This window comes from Rothia sp. HMSC069D01, from assembly GCF_001810135.1.
GTDB lineage: Bacteria > Actinomycetota > Actinomycetes > Actinomycetales > Micrococcaceae > Rothia.
On record NZ_KV800091.1, the window covers coordinates 1 to 16,028 of the forward strand.

The 16,028-nt window shown below is 56.1% G+C and carries 14 protein-coding genes and 1 riboswitch; of the genes, 9 read left to right on the forward strand and 5 right to left on the reverse strand.

Annotation, left to right across the window (positions count from 1 at the left end):
• The coding region (locus tag HMPREF2710_RS02620) for an ATP-binding cassette domain-containing protein (RefSeq protein ID WP_246824514.1) at positions 1–1,208 on the reverse strand (1,208 nt) is incomplete at its 3' end.
• A 423-nt stretch (positions 1,209–1,631) separates the two neighbouring features.
• Positions 1,632–1,748: riboswitch (SAM riboswitch) on the forward strand.
• A 117-nt stretch (positions 1,749–1,865) separates the two neighbouring features.
• Between HMPREF2710_RS02620 and HMPREF2710_RS02625 the strand changes: the two genes are divergently transcribed.
• The 4 genes from HMPREF2710_RS02625 (at position 1,866) to HMPREF2710_RS02640 (ending at position 9,294) form a co-directional block, all read left to right on the forward strand.
• Complete coding sequence (locus tag HMPREF2710_RS02625; protein ID WP_070505431.1) at positions 1,866–2,771, forward strand: methylenetetrahydrofolate reductase; 906 nt, start codon at positions 1,866–1,868, stop codon at positions 2,769–2,771.
• Between the two features lie 154 nt (positions 2,772–2,925).
• Positions 2,926–5,253, forward strand: coding sequence for a 5-methyltetrahydropteroyltriglutamate--homocysteine S-methyltransferase (gene metE / locus HMPREF2710_RS02630; protein ID WP_070599372.1), 2,328 nt, complete (start codon positions 2,926–2,928; stop codon positions 5,251–5,253).
• A gap of 511 nt (positions 5,254–5,764) precedes the next feature.
• Positions 5,765–7,204, forward strand: a complete 1,440-nt coding sequence (locus tag HMPREF2710_RS02635; RefSeq protein ID WP_070599374.1) for an MFS transporter — start codon at positions 5,765–5,767, stop codon at positions 7,202–7,204.
• 107 nt (positions 7,205–7,311) lie between these two features.
• Positions 7,312–9,294: a M13 family metallopeptidase gene (locus HMPREF2710_RS02640; protein ID WP_049356126.1), complete on the forward strand. Its 1,983-nt coding sequence runs from the start codon at positions 7,312–7,314 to the stop codon at positions 9,292–9,294.
• A 120-nt stretch (positions 9,295–9,414) separates the two neighbouring features.
• Here the strand turns inward: HMPREF2710_RS02640 and HMPREF2710_RS02645 are convergent, their stop codons facing one another.
• From HMPREF2710_RS02645 to HMPREF2710_RS02660, 4 genes are all read right to left on the reverse strand, one after another.
• On the reverse strand, positions 9,415–10,155 hold the full coding sequence (locus HMPREF2710_RS02645) for a DUF6318 family protein (RefSeq protein WP_070599376.1): 741 nt from the start codon (positions 10,153–10,155) through the stop codon (positions 9,415–9,417).
• Between the two features lie 102 nt (positions 10,156–10,257).
• The gene (locus HMPREF2710_RS02650) at positions 10,258–10,986 is read right to left on the reverse strand and encodes a DUF6318 family protein (RefSeq protein WP_070505439.1); all 729 of its coding nucleotides are present in this window, start codon (positions 10,984–10,986) and stop codon (positions 10,258–10,260) included.
• 129 nt (positions 10,987–11,115) lie between these two features.
• Positions 11,116–11,355: a transcriptional initiation protein Tat gene (locus HMPREF2710_RS02655; RefSeq protein ID WP_070599378.1), complete on the reverse strand. Its 240-nt coding sequence runs from the start codon at positions 11,353–11,355 to the stop codon at positions 11,116–11,118.
• Positions 11,356–11,602: 247 nt separating this feature from the next.
• A complete protein-coding gene (locus HMPREF2710_RS02660) occupies positions 11,603–12,262 on the reverse strand; it encodes an ATP pyrophosphatase (protein ID WP_070599380.1) in 660 nt (219 codons plus the stop codon).
• Positions 12,263–12,531: 269 nt separating this feature from the next.
• Here HMPREF2710_RS02660 and HMPREF2710_RS02665 point away from each other — a divergent pair, with 269 nt between their 5' ends.
• From HMPREF2710_RS02665 to HMPREF2710_RS02685, 5 genes are all read left to right on the forward strand, one after another.
• The gene (locus HMPREF2710_RS02665; protein ID WP_239662334.1) at positions 12,532–13,287 is read left to right on the forward strand and encodes an ECF transporter S component; all 756 of its coding nucleotides are present in this window, start codon (positions 12,532–12,534) and stop codon (positions 13,285–13,287) included.
• Positions 13,288–13,331: 44 nt separating this feature from the next.
• A complete protein-coding gene (locus HMPREF2710_RS02670) occupies positions 13,332–13,676 on the forward strand; it encodes a hypothetical protein (RefSeq protein WP_049352831.1) in 345 nt (114 codons plus the stop codon).
• Positions 13,677–13,936: 260 nt separating this feature from the next.
• Entirely contained in the window at positions 13,937–14,140 is a 204-nt protein-coding gene (locus HMPREF2710_RS09485; protein WP_141746596.1) for a hypothetical protein, read from the forward strand.
• Between the two features lie 412 nt (positions 14,141–14,552).
• Positions 14,553–15,083 (forward strand): hypothetical protein, encoded by a 531-nt coding sequence (locus tag HMPREF2710_RS02680; RefSeq protein ID WP_049352833.1) that lies wholly within the window; start codon positions 14,553–14,555, stop codon positions 15,081–15,083.
• A gap of 27 nt (positions 15,084–15,110) precedes the next feature.
• A complete protein-coding gene (locus HMPREF2710_RS02685) occupies positions 15,111–16,013 on the forward strand; it encodes a hypothetical protein (RefSeq protein WP_070599382.1) in 903 nt (300 codons plus the stop codon).
• Positions 16,014–16,028 lie beyond the last annotated feature (15 nt).

Sequence of the window (16,028 nt, forward strand, 5' to 3'; positions counted from 1 at the left end):
TCATAACGGCCGTAGTCTTGACTCACCAAACCAACATTTGCCAACATGTTGTATTTACTCTCAGAAGAAGCACCCTTATACGTTATGCTCCCCTGGGCAATTGGTGTAATTCCAAGAATTGCATTTATTAGCGTTGTTTTTCCCGCGCCCGAGGCACCAACTACTGCAATCATTTGATTATTCATCAGCTCAAGATTAATATCTTTAAGCGCAAAAGACGACGCGCCCTCATACTGAACGAATACATCTTTGCATATAATTTTTGAAATATTTTCACGGTTAGGGTTAGAAGTTTTTATCTCAGAAGCATGGTCGTAAGTATCAGAGTCGCATACCCTTCGGAATTGCTGAACAGATAATGCTCCATTAATAATCTGGCCGAATGAATATCCCACCTCTTGGGTCGCGTTAACACAGGCGATGATGCCAATCAGCGATCCGGCCACATACGATATATCGGCGCCTGAATCCACAAGGAAGTACAGGGACGCAAAGAGTAAGACAGAGCAGAGTAGCCCTGCAACTATGGAGATGATTCCTCTAACACTTTCAAGGCTCAATTCCCTACCGGCTGCCCGGCGTCGCCAGGACGCTACGCGTTGCGAGAAAAATCGGGAGGCTCTCATGAGGTGAAGTTCTTGGGCGCGACTTTGAGCTATCAGATTGTCTAGATAGTAGTTCTCTACCCGATAGTCCTCGTACATTAGGGTGTATATAGCGTAATCACGTTTAGCGAGGATTACCATTGCAATAGATAGGGGTAGTGAACACAGTGCCGCAAAAATTGCTGCCACCATGCTGACGTTTGCAATATTAAAACAGAGGAGGAAAACCATCGCAAAGGAACTCACCAGTGTCATAACTGACATGGTGTGAACCTGCAATTCCTGTTTCGATATTGCCTCTCTTGCAGCACGTATATCTTCCTGTGATTTTGTGCTACCTATATCAGACAACGGAAATGTAGATAACCTGTTATTTAACATGCGGTGAACCCGATAGTTCATCTTTGATTTGAGGATAAGCATGTTACTTCTTACCCAGCGTTGAGCAATGATATTAATTCCAACGACAAGGGCAAGAGCAACAATATAAATCCATGCTGTGCCACCATTTGAACCGCTCAAGGCTGATACTGTATTACCGATCAGCAGGGACTGGCTCAGGGGAATGCAGGCTATGACGGCTAGCGATAGGGCGACGCTCACTAGGGTCCCAGGACAGGTTTTCCAGGCTAGGCGGAAAGACCAGAGTATAGAAGAAAATAGATTTTTCATTCTCACCACGCTCACAAAGTCATATTGAACTCATCTTTGGGTCCTGAAACTCCTCGATGAGCGGACATTGAAACACTACCCGTGCCTCATTAGTTATTAGTTACCCTACCTCTCACTGAAAGATAAAACACACATATTCGCGCGTGTCCAAGAATATTAAGCAGACATATCTACGATAGTGCCGGGCACCCAAGAGCCAGCCAACACCTCCATCCGCAATACTCCCCAGCCCCCTTCGTCATAGTCAGTCATATTAAGTTCATATTTCGCCTCAATGTCATGTCCAGAAATATTAGGACATCAACCGCCGCATCCCTTGCGCACCCTCGGAGGCAGTGGGTAGAGTGAAAGTGTTATCTATCAAGAGCGACCGAGAGATCTGGCTCGTCGACGTCGCAGCAACCTCGCCAGTATCCCCCACCGTCACGGTGCAGGGTACGGACAAGGTGCTCCCGCCAGAACCGATAGAGAAGAATACCCTTCGGCACCCCTTGATGAGTCGTACTCGCAAACCGGTACAGCGCATCCTGCAGAAGAATTCGCGCACCCTCACGGTGCGTATCTATCGGGTGAACACGAAGGATGGTTATGGCTACAGTTCACCCGGCTCTTTCTTTTGAGCTATTCCCTCCGCGCTCACAGGCGAGCTGTGAGTCGCTGCTCCGCACCATTGCGGAGCTTGAGGGCACCAACCCCGACTACGTGTCGGTCACCTACGCCGGTGACGCTAAGCGCCGCCAGAAGACCCTGGCGCTGCTCGACCACCTGGTGCATGAAACCTCCCTCACCCCGCTGGCTCACCTGATTTGTGCTGGCCATTCGGTGCATGAGCTGGAGCGTGCGGTCCGCCTGATTCTGGGTCTGGGCGTGCGCGGTTTCCTGGCTCTTCGCGGTGATATTCAGGAAGGTCAGGTTTCTGAGCTTCCTTTCGCCCGCTACCTGGTGGAACTCATTCGCCGCGTGGAGCGTGAAGATTTTGCCCACCTGGCAGCTGGCAAGGTGTCGATTGGTGTGGCGGCATACCCGCAGAAGCACCCCGAGTCCGCATCCCTGCTGCAGGATATTGAGATTCTGCTGTCCAAGCAGCGTGCCGGCGCAGATTTCGCGATTACTCAGGTGTTCTTTGAGGATGAACGCTACAGCGCCCTGGTCGATTCGGCGCACCTGGCGGGCGTAGATATTCCGATTATTCCGGGCATCATGCCGGTAACCTCCCTGAAGCGCCTGCAGAATCTCTGCCAGATGGCGGGCATGGAAGTCCCGACGGACCTCGCCTACGCCCTAGAGACGGCAACCAGTGACGCTGAGCTGCACCGCATCGGTGTTAAGTATGCGTTGAACCAGTGCCGCGCCGTGATGGATGCGGGCGCACCGGGTCTGCACTTCTTCACCTTCAACGAGCATGCGGCGGTTCTGGACGTTCTGGATCAGCTGGATTTGCCGCGGTACAGTAACCGTTTCTCTCAGCCGCTGAGCGAACTGGAATACGCCTAACCCAACCCGTAACGCTCCTTGTCGGATGCGTTCCCATTGTCTCCCCCACAAATATTCCGGGAGTTGTTGAGTTCTCCGTTTCACCACCCACAGTCGGGTGGTAAAACACCGGAACCGACTCCCCTATCTATCCCCAGTAAAGGAAAAAAATATTATGTCGAACACCGCATTCCCCGCCGCAACCATTGTTGGCTACCCCCGCGTGGGCCGCTTCCGCGAGCTGAAGAAGGCTCAGGAGGCTTTCTGGAAGGGCAAGGCAACCCTGCAGGAGCTGCAGGACACCGCCGCTGACGTGCAGCGCACCTACTTCGAGCGCGTGACCGCTGCCGGCCTGAAGGCTGATAACTACTCGATTCCGGCAACCTTCTCCTACTACGACCAGGTGCTCGACGTTGTTCGCCTGTTCACCCTGGTTCCCGAGCGTCTGGCTGAGGCTAAGGATGCACGCGGTCTGCTGGATCTGCCCGGCTACTTCGCACTGGCGCGCGGTACCGAGACCCTGCCTCCTCTGGAGATGACTAAATGGTTCGACACCAACTACCACTACCTGGTGCCTGAGATCGGTGCCGGCACCGAGATTAAGCTGAACCTTGAGGCTATTGACGAGCAGCTCGAGGTCGCAAAGCAGGCTGGCGTGAAGGTCCGCCCGCAGATTGTTGGCCCGCTGACCCTGCTGCTGGGCGCTAAGGCCGAGCAGGGTTCCGCTGAAGACTTCGCACCCATCGACCGTCTGGATGAGTTCGTTGTAGCGTACGCTCAGGTGCTGGAGCAGCTGGCTGAGCGCGGTGTTGAGTGGGTTCAGCTGGACGAGCCGGGCCTGACCGTGGACCGTGCCGACAACGCGAAGGTTGCCGAGCTGGCCGAGCGCACCTACCGTACCCTGGCTGCCGCCGAGAAGCGCCCGCAGATTCTGGTGACCAGCCCCTACGGTTCCCTGCGTGAGAACCTGCCGGCTCTGCTGGGTACCGGCATTGAGGCTCTGCACCTTGACCTGGTGCACGGCGTGTACTCGAAGGCTGAGCTGGAGTCCGTTTCTGCCGCCGGCGTGCACCTGGTTGCCGGTGTTGTGAACGGCCGTAACGTGTGGCGTGCCGATGTTCGCGCGGCTCTGAAGACTCTGGAGGCGCTGCCCGGCGCATCCGAGGGTGCCGTGTCGGTGTCCTCCTCGACCTCCCTGCAGCACGTGCCGCACGACCTGGCTCTGGAAGACCCCGCCGAGGTTCCCGTGGACGGCCTGGCATTCGCCGACCAGAAGGTTGCCGAGATCGCCCTGCTGGCTCGTGGCCTGGCCGAGGGTGAGGCTGCTGTTGAGCCGGAGCTGAAGGCTGCTGACGAGGCGCTGGCTCGCTTCGCCGCCGACCCGCGCAAGCACAACGACGAGATTCGTGCCCGCGCCGCAGCTGTAACCGCCGAGGACTTCGACCGTCCGACCATTGACGTTCGCCGCGCGGCTCAGGCTGACCTGAACCTGCCGAAGCTGCCGACCACCACCATCGGTTCCTTCCCGCAGACTGCTGAGATTCGCCGCCGCCGTGCGGAGGCTCGTGCGGGCAAGATTTCCGCCGAGGAGCTGAACGGCTTCCTGCGTGACGAGATTGCCTCGGTCATCAAGCTGCAGGAGGAGCTGGGCCTGGACGTGCTGGTTCACGGTGAGGCCGAGCGTAACGACATGGTTCAGTACTTCGCCGAGAACTTCGACGGCTTCGCAACCACCCGCCACGGTTGGGTTCAGTCCTACGGTTCGCGTTGCACCCGCCCCTCGATCCTGTTCGGTGACGTGAAGCGTCACGGCGAGGGTCTGCGCGGTGAGGCATTCACCGTGCCGTGGAGCTCCCACGCACAGTCACTGAGCGACAAGCCCGTCAAGGGCATGCTCACCGGCCCCGTGACGATTCTGGCGTGGTCCTTCGTGCGTGACGACCAGCCGCGCCGCGAGACCGCTAACCAGGTGGCTCTGGCTCTTGCCGACGAGATTGCCGACCTGGAGCAGGCGGGCATCCGCATCATTCAGGTGGACGAGCCGGCTCTGCGTGAGCTGCTGCCCCTGCGCCGCGATGAGCAGCCGCAGTACCTGGACTGGTCGGTGAACTCCTTCCGCCTGGCAACCAGCGCGGTGAAGGATTCCACTCAGATTCACACCCACCTGTGCTACTCGGAGTTCAACGAGATTATCGACTCGATTAACGCTCTGAACGCAGACGTCACCAGTATTGAGGCGGCTCGTTCGCACATGGAGCTGCTGGCTGACATTCCGGAGAGCTTCGTTTCCGGTCTGGGCCCGGGCGTGTGGGACATCCACTCCCCGCGTGTTCCTTCGCAGGAGGAGATTGAGTCCCTGCTGAAGGCTGCGATTGGTTACGGCACCATTGCTGACCTGTGGGTGAACCCTGACTGCGGCCTGAAGACTCGTGATTACGAGGAGACCAAGCAGTCTCTGCGTCACCTGGTGGACGCCACCAAGGCGATTCGCGCATCCCTCTAGGAGGCGCCTCTTGGTTCCGCTGCCTGCTGCGGGTTGACCGGATGATGGTTTGCTCGCGGTGACCTGCGGCAGGTGGCGGCTGTTCGGCTTCGAGCCGGTATGCGTACCGGCTGTATGCCGAACTTTTGGGGATAGATAACGGGCCCGCCCGCACGGATTCTTCTGCACCGTGCGGGCGGGTTTTCTGTGCCGTTTTGGGTGCTGATTTAGCGGTGTTGAGGTGGTTTTTATTTGAACTTAGGGTATAAATTACTCTAAATTTAAGTGTGGTCTGACCAAAACACATACTTACTCAATGGGAAAGTATTTATATTCATTGACTAACCTGCGGCAATGTTGCCCAGTAGCTAGATATGCATCACACATTCTTTGAACTTCCCCGAATTTACGGGGTAAAAACACATTTTAAAGAATAAACGTTCTGAATATCCGTTCACCTTAACAAGCAAGACTATGCACATATGCCCATCGGATTAGCATTTTTATAAGAATTCGTTTTTAGAATTCCAGCATGACTACTACCACTTCATCAAAGAAGAAGAAGGGTTCTGTACCCCGCTGGCTCGCTATTCCGGCACCCAAGCCCCAGCTCAGCGAAGCAGAAGTTAATGCGAAGTACCCACGCATGCGCCTGCAGGTCTTCATGGGTATCTTCATCGGTTACGCGACCTTCTACCTGATTCGTAACAACGTCCCGCTGGTCACCCCGATTCTGACCAAGGAACTTGGCTTCAGCAACGCAGCAATTGGTGCACTGTCCACGGCACTGCTGCTGGCTTACGGCTTCAGCAAGTTCTTGACCGCAATGATTTCCGACCGCTCGAACGCGCGTCTGTTCCTGCCCATCGGCCTGGTGCTCTCGGGTATTGCAAACATTCTGCTGGCACTGACCGGCTACATGGGTGAAGGCGCGGGCGCGGCCGGCTACGGTGCCGCTATCGCCTCCATCATGGCGACCATCATGGTCTTCAACGGCATCTTCCAGGGCATGGGCTGGCCGCCCTCGGGTCGTGTGCTCGTGAACTGGTTCTCCACCAGCGAGCGCGGCGCGAAGGTTTCGTGGTGGAACACCGCCCACAACGTCGGTGGTGCGCTGTCCGGCCTGCTGGTGGCCTGGGGCTTCTCCCTGTTCGGTAAGACCTGGGAGGTTGCATTCTGGTTCCCGGCCGTCATCAGCTTCGTTCTGGCGTTCGTGGCGTGGCTACTGATTCGTGATAACCCCGAGGCTGAGGGTCTGCCCACCGTTGACGTGTACCGCAACGACCCGCACAAGGTTGAGTCCACCGCTGAGGATCGTGCGGAGTCCACTTGGACCACCATCCGTAAGCACGTGCTGACCAACTCGACCATGGTGTACCTGGCGCTGGCAAACGTGTTCGTGTACACCCTGCGTTACGGTGTGCTGGTGTGGGCGCCGAAGTACCTGCACGATGTGCGCCACGCTTCCCTTGAGGGTGGTATTGCGGGCTTCTCGATTCTGGAGCTTGCCGGTATTGGTGGTACCGTCCTGTGCGGTTACGTTTCTGACCGCATGTTCAAGGGTCGCCGCTCCCCCGCGGGTATCCTGTTCCTGATTGCGACCGTTGGCGCGATTCTGCTGTACTGGCTGCCTTCTTCGGATGCGCCGCTGTGGATTGCGTACGTTGCGTTGGCTCTGATTGGTGGCCTGATTTACGGCCCGGTCATGCTGATTGGTCTGCAGGCTATTGACCTATCCCCCTCGCATGTTGCGGGTACCGCTGCGGGCTTCACCGGCCTGTTCGGTTACGCGTTGGGTGCGACCCTGGCTTCTGCCGGTATCGGCATTATTGTTGACCACTGGGGTTGGAGCACCGCGTTCGTCTTCATGATTGTGTGCTCGGGTCTGGCGGTTCTGTTCCTCTGGCTGGTTAACGGTGCTGAGAAGCGTCTGATGGCTGAGCGTGCAGAGAAGCTGGCGGCTCAGGCATAATTGCCCAGTCTTTCGTGTAGGGAAGCCACACGTTTGCTGGTGAGTCACCATATGGTGGCTTGTCGGTAATCGTGTGGCTTCTTACGTTAAGAACCTAGAATGGAACCATGACTACTAACTCTGGAATCACTAAAGAATGGGTGGATGAAACCGTCAAGCCGGGCGACGATTTCTTCCGCCACGTCAACGGTAAGTGGCTTGCTACCCACGAAATCCCGGCGGACCGCCCCAAGGACGGCGGCCTGTACACCCTCCGCGATAACGCAGAGAAGCACGTGCGTGAGCTGGTGGAGAAGATTGCGAAGGAGCAGCCGGAGTCCCGTATTGGCGCGCTCTACAACTCCTTCATGGATGTTGAGAAGATTGAGGCGGACGGCCTGGAGCCACTGCTGAAGGAGATCGCCCCGATTCTAAACTCGGCAACCCCCTCCCACCTGGCTGTGACCTTGGCGCTGCTGTCTCGTGCGGGTCTGCCGCAGCTGTTCGCCTGGTACACCAGCAACGACCCGAAGGACCCGAAGAATTACACGTTCTTCCTGTACCAGTCGGGTCTGGGCCTGCCGGACGAATCCTACTACCGTGAAGAGAAGCACGAGGCTGCATGCGCGGCGTATGTTGAGCATATTGCCCGCATGTTCCAGCTGACCGGTCTGGCTGAGGGCTTCGGTCTCACCCCGGAGCAGGCGGCTCAGCTGGTGTTCACTCACGAGTCTGAGCTGGCTCGCCTGCACTGGAACGTCGTGGAGAACCGCGACGCGGAGGCGACCTACAACCCGTACCAGGCTACCGAGCTGGACGAGAAGTTCCCCGGCTTCCCGTTCTCGCAGTGGCTGCTGGCTCTGGGTGCCGACCCGGAGACCCTGGGTCAGGTTATTGTGGCTCAGCCGTCCTTCTTTGAGGGTGCGGCTAAGCTGTTCACCTCCATCCCGCTGATGAGCTGGAAGCTGTGGGCTGTGTGGACTGTTCTGCGTTCACGTGCGCCGTTCATGTACGACGAACTGGTTCAGGAAAGCTTCAACTTCTACGGCAAGACCCTCTCCGGTACCCAGCAGATTCGTGAGCGCTGGAAGCGCGGCGTGGGCGCTGTCGAGAAGGCTCTGGGCGAAGAGATTGGCCAGGAGTACGTGGCTGTGCATTTCCCGCCTTCGCACAAGGAGAAGATGCTGGTTCTGGTCGGCAACCTCCTGGAGGCGTACCGCGAGTCTATTGAGTCGCTGGACTGGATGACTGAGGCAACCCGCCAGAAGGCGCTGGAGAAGCTGTCGAAGTTCGTCACCAAGATTGGTTACCCCGATAAGTGGCGTGACTTCTCCGCACTGGAGCTGGCGCCCGGTGACCTGTTCGAGAACCTGCGCCGTACCGGTGCGTTTGACGCTGACTGGCTGATTGCCCGTAAGGGTCAGCCGGTGGATAAGTCGGAGTGGCTGATGACTCCGCAGACCGTGAACGCGTACTACATGCCGCCGGCGAATGAGATTGTGTTCCCGGCAGCGATTCTGCAGCCGCCGTACTTCAACCCGGATGCTGACGATGCGGCGAACTACGGCAATATCGGCATGATTATTGGCCACGAGATTGGTCACGGTTTTGACGATCAGGGTTCCCGCTACGACGGTGACGGCAAGCTGGAGAGCTGGTGGACTGAGGAGGATTACGCGAAGTTCAAGGAGCGCACCTCCGCGCTGGTGGAGCAGTACAACGCGTACGTTCCGGTGGGTCTGGACCCGAAGTTCCACGTGAACGGTGAGCTGACTCTGGGCGAGAACATTGGCGACCTAGCTGGCATGTCGATTGCGTTGAAGGCGTACCGTCTGGCTTTGAAGAAGCAGGGCATTGAGTCGCTGGCTGACGCGCCGGTGATTGACGGCATGACCGGTATTCAGCGTTTCTTCTTCTCGAATGCTCGCGGCTGGTGCACGAAGTCCCGCCCGCAGCATGCTGAGGTGATGATTTCGGTGGATCCGCATTCGCCGGATGAGTTCCGTGTGAACGGTGTGGTGCGCAATATTGATGAGTTCTACGAGGCGTTTGGTGTCTCTGAGGGCGATGCACTGTACCTGGCTCCGGAGGAGCGCGTGCGCATCTGGTAGCATCCCGATAAGGGTATATGCTTTATTGCGTATATAAGAAAGGCGCCCGCTTCGTGGGTTTATTCCACGGGGCAGGCACCTTTTTAGTTCTAGAAGCTATACGCTTCTAAGCTGAAGCTTTTAGGAAGCAGAAGCCGAAGCGGTAGCCGATGCAGAAGAAGAGGAAGAAGAATTACGCATACCGGTCAGCTTCCACGCGCCGTTCTCGTACACACCGTGCAGGGTGCGGTCCACCTCTTCCTTACGTTCTGATTCAGAGGGGGCCTCCTGCACGCGTTCCTTGCTTGCAATGAACTCGCCGGGGTCCATGGTCAGGCGGATATCCCAGTTGTAGGTATCACCGTCACGCTCAGGCTGCGGGGTAAGCATGGTGATGGTGACAGCCGGGTCCTGCATCCAAATCTTGCCCTGCTGCAGACCAGCGCCCAGGGAACGTGCGTCAGGTTCGAGGAAGTTCTTCAGCTCGGAGTTATCGAGTGCACATTCACGCAGCGGCTCGGTCTTGCCGGTGCGCATGTAATATTCCATGGCTGCGCCAAAGAACGCGATGGACTGATACAGACCCTCTACGCTGTTCTCGTTGACAACAGCAGGCTTCACGGGCACGGGTGCATTCTTGGACGGCTCGGTGCGAGTTCCAGGCTGGTAGTCAGCAGGCTTGGAGGTGTAGCCCTCCAGGACTGCAACACCGGAGTAGTCGCTACGAACACTCTTGGATGCCGACGCGGAAGCAGATACGCTACCGGATGCAGAAGCAGAGCCACTGGTTGCCTGGGGCTGCGCGCCACATGCTGCGAGGAAGGTTGCGCCACCGGCGGCTACAACCATACCGAGTGCGGATCGGCGGGTTACATTCTTCATTGATTCTCTCTATCTACGGTGGTGGTGCCCGCCTCGTGGTTTCTATCCACGGGGCGGGCGCCTTTCTGTTGTTAGAAGCTATACGCTTCTAGACTGCAGCTTTTAGGAAGCAGAAGCCGATGCAGAAGCGGAAGCCTCAGAGTCAGACTTCATGCCGGTCAGCTTCCACGCACCGTTCTCGTACACACCGCGCAGGGTACGCTCGTTGACGTTCTCACGACCGCTTTCGGGGACCTCCAGAACCTTATCCTTAGATGCCATGAATTCGCCGCGGGTAAGGGTGAAGCGAGCATTCCAGGTGTATGCCTTACCATCGCGGGTGGGCTGTGCGGAGAGCAGGGTGATGGTGACGGTCGGGTCGTGCATCCAGACTTCGCCCTTGACCAGCTTTTCCCCGAGGGTGCCGTCTTCCGGCTCGAGCATCGACTTGAGTTCGCTCTTGTCCATGGCGCTTTCACGCAGGGGCTCGGTCTTACCGGTACGCATGTAGTATTCCATGGCTGCGCCGAAGAACGCGATGGACTGGTACAGGCCCTCCACGCTGTTCTCGTTGGCGACGGCGGGCTTGGTCGGCACGGGCACGTTCTTGGCCGGCTCGGTGCGGGTTGCCAGCTGGTAGTCAGCAGGCTTGGAGGTGTAACCGTCCAGGACAGCAGGACCGGAGTAGTCGGCGCGTGCGTTGTTAACTTCGGCATCCGAGGTAGAAGCGCTACCGGATGCAGATGCAGAGCCGCTGGATGCCTGGGACTGCGAACCGCATGCCGCCAGGAGGGTTGCGCCACCGGCTGCGGCAAACAGGCCGAGTGCGGATCGGCGGGTTACGTTCTTCATTTTTTCTCTCTATCTGTGGTGTGTTTTCCGCACCGTGGTGCGGGTGATGCCTGCGGCATCTAACGGGAAGACGGCACTACACGAATGTAGTGCCGTCTTACAGTATATGTTTATTGGGCTTGGTATTTTTTAGCCGCCGTAATAGTAGTAGTGGCTGTAGGAGCTGCCGTAGTAGTCGCTGATGACGATGCGGGTGCGGCGGCCGTAACGGTCGGAGTAGTAGCGGTTGTAGGGGTTGCGGCGCACGGTGGGGCGGTAGGTGGTTGCCTGCGCGGGGGTGAGCAGTGCGCCGAGGGCGGTTGCTGCGCCTGCGCCTGCGGCGGCGAGTGCTGCGCGGCGGGTGAGGCGTGCGGGCTTCTTGGTGGCCATGGTGTGCCTTTCGGGGTCGGTGTTTCTGTGAAGTGACATGGTGTGTGCACGGCGTGCGGCTGTGCGTTAAACCTTTTTTATTGTAAGCCTCAACGTTAATGTTTTTACGTGCAGAGTACACCTTCTAGTTGAGGGTTAGATCATGCGGGCTAGTCAACGTTTTTCCGGCAGAAAAATTGCGGAAATATTGGTTGAAAACACGCCGGGCACGCACTCAATACGGGCTGAAAACAGCCTAAATTGCGGGCTACATGTCTACTTCGGCGAGACCACTGATTTTGCCGTAGCTGAAGTACCGGAGGGTAGAGCGGCGGTTCGCCCAGGCATCAATCTGGGCAATGTCGTCAGGGTTGCTCATGTCTGGCCAGCGCTCGTTTTCAATCCTGAAGCGGGTCATTGCGAGGAGGGGGTAGCTGCCGAAGACGGGGCAGAATTCTGTGACCAGTTTGCCGGATTTTGTGTAGAAGTGGAGGGAGTCTGCGTATTCGCGGTCGGTGTTGTTGTCGTATGAGACCGAGTCAATCGCGTTGAGCGGGAAGAACACCGTATCGTTGCACGGCTCTCCCCTTTCGATTCCTTCGGGCGAGATTTTAGTGTAGGTACCGGCGCCGTTCCAGAAGAAGAACATAAAAAAGCCGGTCATGCCGAGGCCAATAAAGTCGAATGCGAAGTGGAATCCTACGTCTTCCCCTAGGTGAATGACGAAGACTCCTATCGCAAACGAGAGAATTACTAGGGCATAGGTAGCAATTTCGAAGCGGTTCGTTCGCATGACGTATACAGCTTCGGCGCGTAGCTTCTTTTCGCGGTGTCGGTTGAGTTCGTATGTGACTACGGTGCGGAGGACCTTGTAAATCAGCAGGGAGTCAAGTGCGCCCCATATGAAAATCATGATGGTGTTGACCATGGTCGCTCACCAGCCTTTCTATCTATCGGTGACCGGCAGCCTTCCGGCAGCGATGCGGAGGGTGCGGGTTCGTTCTCAGAGTAGCCGAGGAAATTGGGTGGTTAAGCCCAGATTCGCGTTTTCTGCGGAGTGGTTGCCGAGTCTTCACCGGAGCATTGCGTCGAGTTAACCTCCCGTCCAGATTGGGTGCGATAGGCTAAGGATGTGCCCGCCACCTCACCGGGGCGGGCGTGATTCACCAACCACTACCGCACAAGGACGTACACACCATGAGCGCAGCAGAAGACGGAGCCCTCGCAGGACTTATCGTCGCCCTGATACCGGGTATCCGTATTAAGCTCGGCAAACCCACGCTGAATAAGAGACAGAAAAGGCCCCTTTTCGGATTTCTCTTCTCTTGGAGCGCCACAATCCTTGGGTTCGTCATCTGGCCTATTATTTGGCTGAGCCTGGGATATCCGCGTCCTTCCGGTGACCGAGAGATTGTTAATCAATGGGTTCTGCTGTTTATAGGTGCCTTTGGGCTTGGTCTGCTGGGCGCTCTCCCACTGAACCACTGCTACGCCTTCTACCTTGAGCTACGCGAGGATTGCGTGCGGTGGCGTAACTGGCGGTGGAAGGAACGCACTTTCACCTACCCGTCCATCACGTTTGCCCATGTGGAGAACAACGGCAAGAACGGGTTCTTGCGTATTGGCAGTACTGAGATGGGTAAACGCACTTGTAGTTTTGACCCGTATCAGTTTGATGCGACGATCCTGATGGCGCAGGTGCTTTACCGTGATGATCATGGGCATTGGGCTGAGGAAGACGGACTGGATGTGATGAGCGTGGTGGGGATGTATGGTTCTTCGCGCGATATTTACGCCCAGTTTTATGACTTGTGTAAGACGAAGTATGTGGTGGGTGTGACGAAGAGTGAGCGTCAGCGTCGCCGCCGTAAGGCTGTTCGTAATGAGGCGCGTAGGTTGGAGCGTCAGCAGGCGCGCGAGGCAAAGAAGGCCCCGAATTCTCGTGAGAAATGAGGTGAGTGATGGAATCTCATAACAAATGGTCGGAAAGAATTACAATGCTTTTTCTGACGATGTGCGTTGGGTATATCTTTTTTATTATTCCTATAAATCTACGTGATGACAGTGACGGTTTCACCGCCACCTGCACCGTGACTAAGGCGTACACGCAAGAGCGTCGCGGCACAGACCTTGGTGGCATGACTGATATTGGTTTGAAGGGCGTCTTTGAGACGGAGGAGTGCGGCACCCTCACAATGTTTGAACCCCCTGAGGGGTGGAAGATTCCTGCATATGTCAAGACGGCGCAGCCAGGAAAAAAGTACCTGTTCCATGTTTCAAATCGTTCACCTAAGAAAGATCAAGATTTTGTAACGACCCGCTTTGAAGAAATCAAGGAATAATAGTTCGCAGCTCCAGAACCTGCGGCAAACCCACCAGACAAGACGCTGAAAGTAGGAAAGCAATGCCACCTTGGAAAATGCGTAAAAAATATCCGAATACCTGGAAGCAGGAACATCGATTTGCAATAATTCTTGGTATTACACTCATTGTATTTTATTCATGTCTTCAATTTTTTCTCCATGATGATAGTCACGGATCCTACTCTATCTGCACTATAGAATCTGCCTACACTAAAGAACGAGGTGGGATGCTTGGAAATATGAATGATGTTGCACTCATTGGTGTTTTTGAAACAAAAGAATGCGGAACTATTAAAATGTATGAAGCACCATATGGAAAGAATATTCCAGCGTGCGTTTCCGAAATTCAGCCTGGGAAGAAGTATAAGATGTATAAAACATGGAGCACGAGAAATGATGGTAGAAACTTTGACACTCTTCGCCTTGAAGAAATCAAAGAATAACCAGCTCATGAGCTAAAAATAAAGCCTCGGGTGGTGCGAGTCTTCAACTCGCACCACCCGAGGCTTTCCATGCAACGTCTGCACACTAGTTCGCTTTAGTCCACACCCTCAACAATGCAGGAGGGGCAGAGTCCCCCTCATGGCAGCTCAGGAAATTGGGTGGTCACGCACGGGTCCCGGCCCTCTGGTGAATGGTCGCCCAGTCTTCACCCGAGCATCGCATCGAGTTAACCTTCTGGTCAGATACGGTGCGATAGGCTAAGGATGTGCCCACCACCTCACCGGGGCGGGCATGATTCACCAACCATTACCGCACAAGGACGTACGCACCATGAGCGCAGCTCTTTGAGACGACCCGCTTTGAAGAAATCACAGAATAACAGCCCGCAGCCCAGAAAGAAGATGAAGAGCAGTGAAAAAGAACTCCCCCAGGAAAAAGAACGTTTCAAAGAAAAGGAACACCTCGAAGAAAAATAGTTACCCAGAGGCGAATTACATTACCGAAACTGGGACTCCAAAGAAGATCAACAAAAAGAGATACACCAAGAAAAAGAAGAATAAAGTCGATTTCAAAGAGTATCTTCGCGACATAGCAAAAGATGTATGGGATGCACGTGGCTCCATCATAACCGTAGTAGTCATTCTAGGGTTCTTCGCGTCCTTACATTTTATGACCAACTACAACCCGGGCAATGAATCCGCTATCTGCACTGTTACCTCAGTCGAAATCATTGAGCACGAGGACCCCTACTCAATCTCTGGTGAATTCGAAACGGAAGAGTGCGGAATCATCACATCAAGCAAATCCCCTGATGGTATACCCATCCGCAAATACCTCCAGAACTTTGAAACGGGCAAGAAATATAGGGCGTACAAGTCCTTCGATACCCGCAACGACGAATTCGACTTCAGCGTCCTCCGCTTTGAAGAGATCAAAGAGTAACCCCACCCCCGCAGAAAGGAATCCACCGTGAGCTTTATCGGCGACTTTATCATCGGCTTTTTTGGAGAGGCCCTCGCCTCCTCACCGACCCTGCAGCGAGTATGCCTGTGGATTCTTTTCTCTATATCCGTTCTTCTCACGCTCGTCCCCGTCATGACGGGTGAATACGCGTGGAGCATCATCCCCATCTCGATAATGCTGTTTTCCGTCGTGACGATTGACGGCACTCGTGAGCAGTGCGTGAAAAACACCAAGAACGGCGGCGCGTACCACTACTTTCTGCTGACGGTGGGCACGCTCTGCGTTGCCGCGATTGTTCTGCTCGCTGCTCTCTCCCTGGCGGGTGTCCCGCAGGTTGCCCTCACCCCGCAGGCGGGCGGCATCAATTTCGCGCCCTGGTATGTGGCGGTGTCCGCGCTGGTTCTTCTGCTGTTCTTCTACAACGCCGCGGCGCCGAACGAGGAGATCCCTAACCTGCGACGCATGGAGCGCATCAACCGGTACGTACGCCTGGTGGTGCTGGGTGTGAGTGCCCTGATGGCGCTCTTCTGCCTGCTGATTCCGGTGGTTTCGTTCGCTACTGCCGGTTATGAGCCTGTGGGTGTTTCGGTGGTGCTGTGCCTGGTGCCGGTCTTCCTGATTTTTGTGCGCCGCTCCCTGTTCAAGCTGTGGGCGGCGACCTTTAAGGAGGGCGCTGCCGGGTACGGCGTGTTGCGTGGCTTCTGCGTCACCCTGGTGGGTTTGGGTGGATGTTTGGCGGCGGTGCGTCTTGCCGCTGATGTTGTGCAGTCTGGTAGCGGCTTGTCGCTGGTGTATGTGGTGCCGGTGATCGCCTCGTACCTGCTGGCGAAGAGGTACCTGACCGTGGGTGTTGCTATCCCCGAGAAGGAAGACGAGGAAGACCCGGAGGCTGAACCGGCAGCAAGCTAAACTGTGGAGCGCCGC